The sequence below is a fragment of the Kurthia sp. Dielmo genome (assembly GCF_000307285.2).
Lineage (GTDB): Bacteria > Bacillota > Bacilli > Bacillales_A > Planococcaceae > Kurthia > Kurthia populi.
The window spans coordinates 1-1,559 of sequence record NZ_CAEP01000172.1; the positions used below are offsets into that span (position 1 = coordinate 1).

Annotated in this window: 1 protein-coding gene; it reads right to left on the minus strand. The window is 41.5% G+C overall.

Annotation, left to right across the window (positions count from 1 at the left end):
- Positions 1–169: 169 nt before the first annotated feature.
- A complete protein-coding gene (locus tag KTHG_RS00010; RefSeq protein WP_139991767.1) occupies positions 170–1,447 on the minus strand; it encodes an IS110 family RNA-guided transposase in 1,278 nt (425 codons plus the stop codon).
- Positions 1,448–1,559: the final 112 nt, after the last annotated feature.

Consider the following 1,559-nt stretch of genomic DNA (forward strand, 5'->3'; position numbering starts at 1 on the left):
ATATCTCTAGGCGTCTAATTGCGCGTACATTCCTTCGTTCGGTCTGTTCATAAGGCAGAGGCTAGCGATGCTCCTATAGGGACTCATTCATGAAGTGAAAGGTCGAAGGTGATGAATAGTGCTGGCTTCTCCGTGTTATCCTTTTGCTTAGACTTTCAGTCAAATGTAATCAGCTAGCTGCTTTGAGAACCGTAAAGTCTGTCATCATCTGATGTTCATCGAACATCACTTTCTTTTTGCACAAGGCATGTAAAATCTTTAACAGTTTCCCACAAAGTACGACAATAGACTGCTTCTTCCGTAAAGGATTTTTCGTCCTTGTCGTATAGTACTCATGAAGCGCTTTGAAAGCAGAATTATGAAGAATTAAAGGCATCATAACGCGGAATAAAAGCGCCCTTAATTTACGCCGACCTCGTTTAGAGATTCTTTTTTGTCCTTTTGATTGGCCAGAAGAGTTTTCACGCAATGTAAGCCCCGCTAGTTTAATTAATTGGCGTGGATGTGCATATTGTGCGAGTGAACCGACTTCTGATAATAAATCGAGAATAGTAATATCTCCGATACCAGGAACGGACGCCAAATAATCATAATCCGTCATTTGTTTCGCAAGAGCCGTTAGCTGACAAGTTAGTTCATCGAGTTGTGCCTGCATCATATGGTACTGAGAAAGTAGCGTGGCTATTTCAAAACGTGCCATCACAAGCCCCTCTGTTAATCCAATTGAGTGAGGCGCAATACGGACTAATTGTTTCGATTTTGGCAGTTGAGGGCTTTTCAGCCCTTCTACTTGGCGATAAAGGGAAAGCAGTTCTTCAGGCGTTTTCCCTTGAATATCCATTGGTAGCGGTGTTTTTTCAAGCACCGCATACGCCATTTTCCCAAAGCTTTTGAATACTTGTGTAAACTCTGGGAAAAATCGATCTAGCCAACGGATAATGCGATTTTGAAGTGCGCTCAAATCTTCTTGAAGCTTTGAACGTAAGGTCGCACCGTTTCTTAATTCTGCTTCTACGCCTTCTAAAAGGCGTGGATAACTAAATCGGCCATCACGTATCAAACGTGCGATGACCAGCGCATCCTTTTGATCATTTTTCGTCTGCAGATTATCGTCAAGTTCTTTCGAGCGATTAACGTGCATCGGATTGACCATCACAAATGGAATTCCGTAATGCGTTAAAAAGGCAGCGAGATTCATCCAATAATGGCCTGTGGGTTCGAAACCAACTAGGATCTCCTGTTTTTCGTGTTTCTCTTTTAGCGTCATAAGACGCTCATAAAAGTCATCAAAACCAATTTTAGATTGGATAATCGGAAAGGATTTTTGAAGGATACGTCCTCGATCATCAACTGCACAAGCATAGTGTTTACGTTTGGCAATATCGATGCCGATAACGAGTGTATTTTCAGAAACTTGATTTATTTTTTCATTCGTATTAAAATTCATTCGGATGGGTCCTCTCTGTATATTATGCGCGTCAATGCCAGTTGACACTCAAGCATCATACAGGAGGGCTTTTTTGTTTTCAAGTCTCTGAAAATCCTTCTAACAGGAATGC

Excerpts from the sequence above, each read along its gene's own strand:
- KTHG_RS00010 (WP_139991767.1), bottom strand. The coding sequence starts at position 1,447 with ATGAATTTTAATACGAATGAAAAAATAAATCAAGTTTCTGAAAATACA.